This window comes from Rhodococcus sp. P4_C10 (genome assembly GCF_056402135.1).
Window position 1 is genome coordinate 41,743 of sequence record NZ_JBFUHZ010000044.1, and the last position, 6,229, is coordinate 47,971.

Genomic DNA, 6,229 nt, shown 5'->3' on the forward strand with positions numbered 1-6,229 from the left:
CGGTTACCGGCCCTCGACGAGGACGCAGCGAGCGCCGGTGAAGATGGTCGGCATGCACTGGTTGCAGTGCGTGCAGCGCGACCGCGTCCGCGCGTCGGCGGCGATCCGGTTGACGAGGTCCGGTTCCATCAGCAGTGCCCGCGCCATCGCGACGAACTCGAAGCCCTCGGCCATCGCGGTGTCCATGCCGTCACGGTCGGTGACGCCGCCGAGCAGCACCAGCGGCAGGTTCACCGCGGCCCGGACCTGCCGGGCCTGGTCGAGCATGAACAGCGGCTGGTAGGGGTAGGCGCGCAGGAACTTCTTGCCGATCAGTTTCACGCCGAGACGCGCGGGCTGGGGCATCACCGCGGCGAACTCCTTGATCGGGGCGTCGCCCTTGAACAGGTACATCGGGTTGAGCAGCGAGCTGCCCATGGTCAGCTCCAGGGCGTCGAGGCTGCCATCGGCCTCGAGCCACTTGGCCACCTGGATGGCCTCGTCGACCCGGAACCCGCCGGGCACCCCGTCGTCCATGTTGAGCTTGGCGAGGATCGCCACACGGCCGCCCACCGCCTCGCGGACCGTCCGGGCCGTCTCCAGGACCACCCGGGCCCGGTTCTCCAGCGAGCCCCCGTAGGCGTCCTTGCGGTGGTTGAGCTTGGGGCTCAGGAACGAGCTCGCGAAGTAGTTGTGGCCGAAGTGGATCTCGACGGCGTCGAACCCGGACTCGACGGCGATCTTCGCTGCGGTGCCGTGCGCGGCGGTGATCCGCTCGATGTCCGCGACCGTCGCGGTGTGGATGCGGCGCATCGACATCGGGTTGAAGGACGGCGACGGCGCCAACGCCGGCAGCCCGTTGGACTTGCCGTTCGCGACCGGTCCCGCGTGACCGAGCTGTGCGGACGCCGCCGCACCCTCCGCGTGGATGGCATCGGTGAGCCGGCGCAGACCGGGCACCGCCTCGTCACGCATCCACAGCTGGCCGCGCTCGGTCCGGCCCTCCGGCGCGACCGCGCAGTAGGCCACCGTGGACATGCCCACCCCGCCCGCGGACGGCCGGCGGTGGAACTCGATGAGCTCGTCGGTGACCAGCGCGTCGGGCGTCTTGCCCTCGAAGGTCGCGGACTTGATGATGCGGTTGCGCAGGGTGATTGGGCCGAGCGATGCTGGGGCGAGTACGTCGGGACTGGTCACGGGTCATCCTCCGATTCGATTTGGCCGATGGTAGGACGTGAACGGCCCGCCCGGATCCGGAACCGGCCGCTGAGCGGGAGGCACGCACGGTGGGGAGCACCGCCTACCGGTACCGCGACATCGACTAGATCGATTGGTACAGAGGAAATTTCAGGGAGGATCGGATTCTGCCTGGCCCGATCGCGGTAGACCCTGCCCGTCGCAGGGCACCCCGGCGGGCAGGCGCGTCCTCAGAAACCGTCCGGCGCCGGCTCAGCGATCGTCGAGGGACGCGGGCTTCGCGCCCACTTCGGCAGGATGAAGACTCCCTCGGCCTCCACGCAGACGCCGTCGGCGGCGGCGAGATGGCCGACCACGATGGTCTTGACCCCCTCGATGCGATCGATCCGCGCCTCTGCGTGCAACGCGCCGAGCGGGGTGGGTCGGCGGTAGCGCAGGGTCAGGGTGCCGGTCATTCCCGGGGCCCCGCCGAACTCCGCGGCCGAGCCGAGGACCTGGTCGAGGATGAGCGCGGACACACCGCCGTGCGTCAACCCGGCGGGACCCTCGTACTGCGACCCCAGGTGGAGGTCGCACCACGCGCGCCCGTCCGGATCGTGCTGCAGCACCACCGGCGGCGCGACCGCGTTGCGCAGCCCGGCGGCGGCGTTTCCCCACGCCCGCTTCTGACCGGAGGCGCCCCAGCGAACCCCGTACGGTCCGGGGTTCATGCGCTTACGCAGGATCTGCTTGGCCGCCTCGAGGTGCTCCTGCGCGGCCCGCAGGTCGGCCTCGTCCTCGACCTCGGTCAGCAGCGCGATCTCGATCAGGTCCCGGACACTGTCGGTCAGCGGTCCGTACAACTCGGACTGTCGGTCGATCTCCTCGTCCGAGAGCCCGTCCTGAACGTAGAGCGACTGTTGGCGGGCGATCGATTCGGTCACTGGGCCTCACTGGTGCGGGAAGTCGACACCGGGCAGTAGGGCATCGGCCCTGGTGCCCGGCGATACAGGTGCGATATGCACTCTACATACGGTACCGACGACGGCCGCGGCCCCAACGACCGACGGGAACCCGCGGCTCACTGCACCTCGCGTGAGCCGCTGGTTCCCGTCGTGGCCCGCGCCGACGGTGCCGAGCGGGCGTGGGACCTAGTCCTTCCGGAGCAGGAAGCTCAGGACGGTAGCCTCGAATGCTTCCTTCTGCTCGATCATCGCCCAGTGCCCGCAGTTGGGAAACACATGCAGCTCCGCCTTCGGAATGGTCCGCATGGGAACCAGTGACATGTCCAGCGGGCTGACGCGGTCGTCACGACCCCAGGTGAGCAGGGTCGGCGCCTTCACCTTGTGCATCATCGCCCACGGCGGCGGCGCATCGGAGGCGTCCATCATCTTCACCATCTGCGCGAAGGCGGCCTTGCCGTACATCCGGCGGGCGCTGTCGAGGGTCGCGGGATCGGTGGCCTGAGTCCAGCGCTCCTCGATCAGCTCCTCGGTCACCATCTCGGGGTCGTAGACCATCGAGTACAGCCACTGGATCAGGCGCTCACGGGTCGGCGCCTCGGTGAACTCCTGCAGTAGCTTGATGCCCTCACCGGGGCCGGGGCTGAATATGGCCTTGCCGATGCCGCCGATCGTGACCAGGCGACGCACCTTCTCCGGGTGGTTGATCGCATAGCTGATCGCGACCCCGCCGCCCATCGAGTTGCCGATGATGTCGACGCTGTCGAGGCCGAGAGCGTCGACGAACTTCACCACCGAGTCCAGCGCGGTGACCATGGGGTGGCCGCCGAAGTCGTCGCTGACGCCGAATCCGGGGAACTCCAGCACCAGGCATCGGAAGTGCTCGGCGAACACCCCGAGGTTGCCCCGGAAGTTGCGCCAACCTGTCACGCCCGGTCCCGAGCCGTGCAGCAGCAGCAACGGCGGCCCGTCTCCCGCCTCGTGGTAGCGCAGGACGCCTGCCTCGGTGGAGATCTCCCGCAGGGTTCCCTCGTAGCTCAGGTCCGATGTCATCATTCGCCTCACTCTTCGATTGCGGCCGGATCCGCCTTTTCCGACCAACGTGCCATCTCGGTGGGCCGCATCCCAGATGCCGTTCCGGTCAGTGGATGGAAACCTGGCGCGGCACGGGACAGGCAGTTGCCCGCTTCTCTCGTCCGTCGGATGCCACAGGGTCGGCCGCGCACCTTTCACACGGCCGACCCTGTACGCCTAGTGAGCGAAGATCGCTGCGCCCTCGTCGGTAGCGTCCGGCGCGCTCTGCGCCGCACCGGGAACCTGCAGCTGCCGGATCTTGCGCGGAAGCATCAACGCGACCACCGCGCCGATGACCGCACCGACGGCACCGATCAGGAAGGCGACCTGGAAGCCCTTGTCCGTGTAGAGGATCGCGCCCTGCGTCATCTCCAGCGGGATCGGGGCGATGTACGAGTTGTTCATCACCGTGAACGCGATCACTGGCAGGACCGCCGGGAACACGCTCTGGAACACACCCACGATGCTCGCGGTGGATGCCTGCAGCTGCGGGGGCACCGCCTCGATGAGCAGGTTCGGGATCGAGGCGTAGCCCAGGCCCATGCCGAGGCCGAACACGCCTGCGAACGCGATGAGCAGCGCCTTGTCGTCGTGCACCATCGCGACCGCCGCGAACGCGGCCGCCATCAGCAGCAGACCGGTGACCAGCAGCAGTCGCGGACGCACATTGCGCCCGACCAGCATGCCCACGATCAGGCCACCGATCACGACCATTCCGCCGATCGGCGCCTGGAAGATCGCGAATCCCTCTGCGCTCACACCGAATCCGTAGCCGAGGCCGAGCACGGCGGGGGTCATCGCCATCATCGGGAGCAGGATCGTGAAGAGCCCACTCGAGCCGTAGACGAATCCGGCACCGATCGTGGTCAGGAGCACCGGCCGCTTGCCGAGCACGTCCAGGTCGATCAGCGGCTCGCGCACCACCTTCGCCGAGGCGATCCACGCCAGCAGGAGCACCACGCCCCGATGAGGTAGGCGAGGGTGGATCCGCTCGTCCAGCCCCAGGCGGGCCCGAAGCTCACGGCCACGAGGATGCCGGCGATACCCGCGCCCAACAGCACGGCACCGAGGAGGTCGAGACGGGACCGCAGTCGCACCGACGACTCGTCGGTGGACGCAACGATCATCGCGCCGAGCACAACGAGCCCGATCACGAAGAACCAGAAGATGCTGCGGAAGCCGTGGTTGTCGATCAGCCAGCCCGTGAGGAACGGCGCGGGAATCGCGATCAGCCCCATGCCGCTGGTCGCGATGCTGACCGCGAGCGCGATGGTCTTCGGCGGGAACACGTCACGGATCAGCGAGTAGCTCAGGAACAGGCAGGGCACGAGCATGCCGGACAACGCCCGGCCGACGATCAGTACCGCGTAACTGCCGGCGATCGCGCAGAGGAACGAACCGAGCGCGGCGATCGCGACGCACGCCAGCAGGAGGCGGCGCTTGCCGTACATGTCGGCGAGCTTGCCGACAAGCGGCGCGGCCACCGCACCCAGAAGCAGGAACGACGTCAGCATCCAGGCACCCTGAGTCGTCTGGTAGTGCGCCGAGATCGCCGGCAGGGCCATCGAGATCATCATGTAGCTGACCGCGAGCATCTCGAGCAGCAGCACGATCGATGCGAGCGAGAAGATCAGGCGCGGCGTCCACTTTTCAGCGGCGGCCGCGGGACCGTGAGCGCCGGGAGGCGGCGACATCTCGCCGCCGGAACGGGTAGTGACCATCGTGGTGGGTCCTTCCGGGATACCAATGAATCTCAGGCCCAATGTGATTCGGGCACGGATAGGGCCATCCGGCAGGGTCGGCGCGGACGACGTGGATGGTGCGACATATCCGAGCTGTCAGGATCGAATATGTAAGCCACATCACAGGACACCTCAAACTGTGAGAACAGACATCGTTCCGGTGAGCGGGAAGATTGCCCGGGGAGAAGGTTCAAAACGGGCGAACCCGACTCGCGGGAACCGCGATTCCCGAACCTCACCCGGCAGACGCGGCAAGTTTCGCGCCGGGGACCGGGTAGCACATTCCTGCCGACCCGGCCATGAGCTCGGGTCCGGGACCAGAGGCAGTCAGGCGGACACCGGGCGCGGTCGAGGTACCGCAGACCCGCCGGGGAGGTGCCATCCCGCCGGCGAGCAGTGCGACTACGGGCTCGTCACCGAACACCCGCCGCAGGCCACGTGTGCCCGACGCCTGTGTGCGCCGCCGTCGAGTGCGATCGCGGCGCCGGTCACCCAATCGGTGGCCAGCGAAGGCGTGAAATTCTTTGAACCGCTGGCTGATTCGTCCACAACACGATCGAACGCTGCGACCGTGACGAGTGCACTGTTCGATGTCGAACTGCCGTTCGTCGGTGAAGTCGCGAACGGTGTTCACCCACCGCGATGAGGTGCAACCCGACTCGTTCGTCGCGCTGCCCGTTGCGTCCACCACGCCGCCGGGACCGTTGCCGCACCCTTTGACAGGGTGGGCGCCATCTCGTATTGTCCGTCGTCATGCATGTCCGCTCCATTGCGAAGACCCGAGGCCGGCTTCCCGCCGGCCTGATCTGGGTACAGAGAACGCAGCGCTAGAACCCATTCTCAGCACTGTTCGCGACGGTGCATGCATTCAACGGCTCGTAAACGCGGCCGTACTCCGTCCTTTGGTCGATCCCGTGATCTGCGGCGCCCGGCCGGCGGAGAACGGTACGAGGATTCGGCGGTAGCCGTCGCGACGCGCCCTTCCGGAAACGACCGAGTCGTATCCGGCCTTCCCGCTTCATGACGCGGACACGAACATCCGCACCGTTCGCGGACGGACCGCCAGGCCCGGTCCACGAGATGGTGCGCTGCGTCCGCGCGCCGTGGCAAATACACTTTCTTACAGGAGATTTCATTGATTACCGCTACCGACCTCGAAGTTCGTGCCGGTGTGCGGACCCTCCTCTCCGCGCCCGGCCCCGCCCTGCGCGTCCAGTCCGGCGACCGCATCGGTCTCGTCGGCCGCAACGGCGCCGGAAAGACCACCACCCTGCGCATCCTCGCCGGCGAGGGCGA

The 6,229-nt window shown here is 67.8% G+C and carries 4 protein-coding genes and 1 pseudogene; 1 reads left to right on the forward strand and 4 read right to left on the reverse strand.

Annotation, left to right across the window (positions count from 1 at the left end; genetic code table 11):
• Positions 1–3: 3 nt before the first annotated feature.
• From AC1DWC_RS22170 to AC1DWC_RS22185, 4 genes and pseudogenes are all read right to left on the reverse strand, one after another.
• Entirely contained in the window at positions 4–1,176 is a 1,173-nt protein-coding gene (locus AC1DWC_RS22170; RefSeq protein ID WP_477911519.1) for an NADH:flavin oxidoreductase, read from the reverse strand.
• Between the two features lie 230 nt (positions 1,177–1,406).
• On the reverse strand, positions 1,407–2,099 hold the full coding sequence (locus AC1DWC_RS22175; protein WP_477911521.1) for a PaaI family thioesterase: 693 nt from the start codon (positions 2,097–2,099) through the stop codon (positions 1,407–1,409).
• A gap of 207 nt (positions 2,100–2,306) precedes the next feature.
• Positions 2,307–3,170, reverse strand: coding sequence for an alpha/beta fold hydrolase (locus AC1DWC_RS22180; protein ID WP_072846139.1), 864 nt, complete (start codon positions 3,168–3,170; stop codon positions 2,307–2,309).
• A 198-nt stretch (positions 3,171–3,368) separates the two neighbouring features.
• Positions 3,369–4,885 (reverse strand): annotated as a pseudogene (locus AC1DWC_RS22185) (MFS transporter).
• Between the two features lie 1,183 nt (positions 4,886–6,068).
• On the opposite strand from AC1DWC_RS22185, the gene AC1DWC_RS22190 reads away from it, so the two are divergent.
• The coding region (locus AC1DWC_RS22190) for an ATP-binding cassette domain-containing protein (protein WP_477911531.1) at positions 6,069–6,229 on the forward strand (161 nt) is incomplete at its 3' end.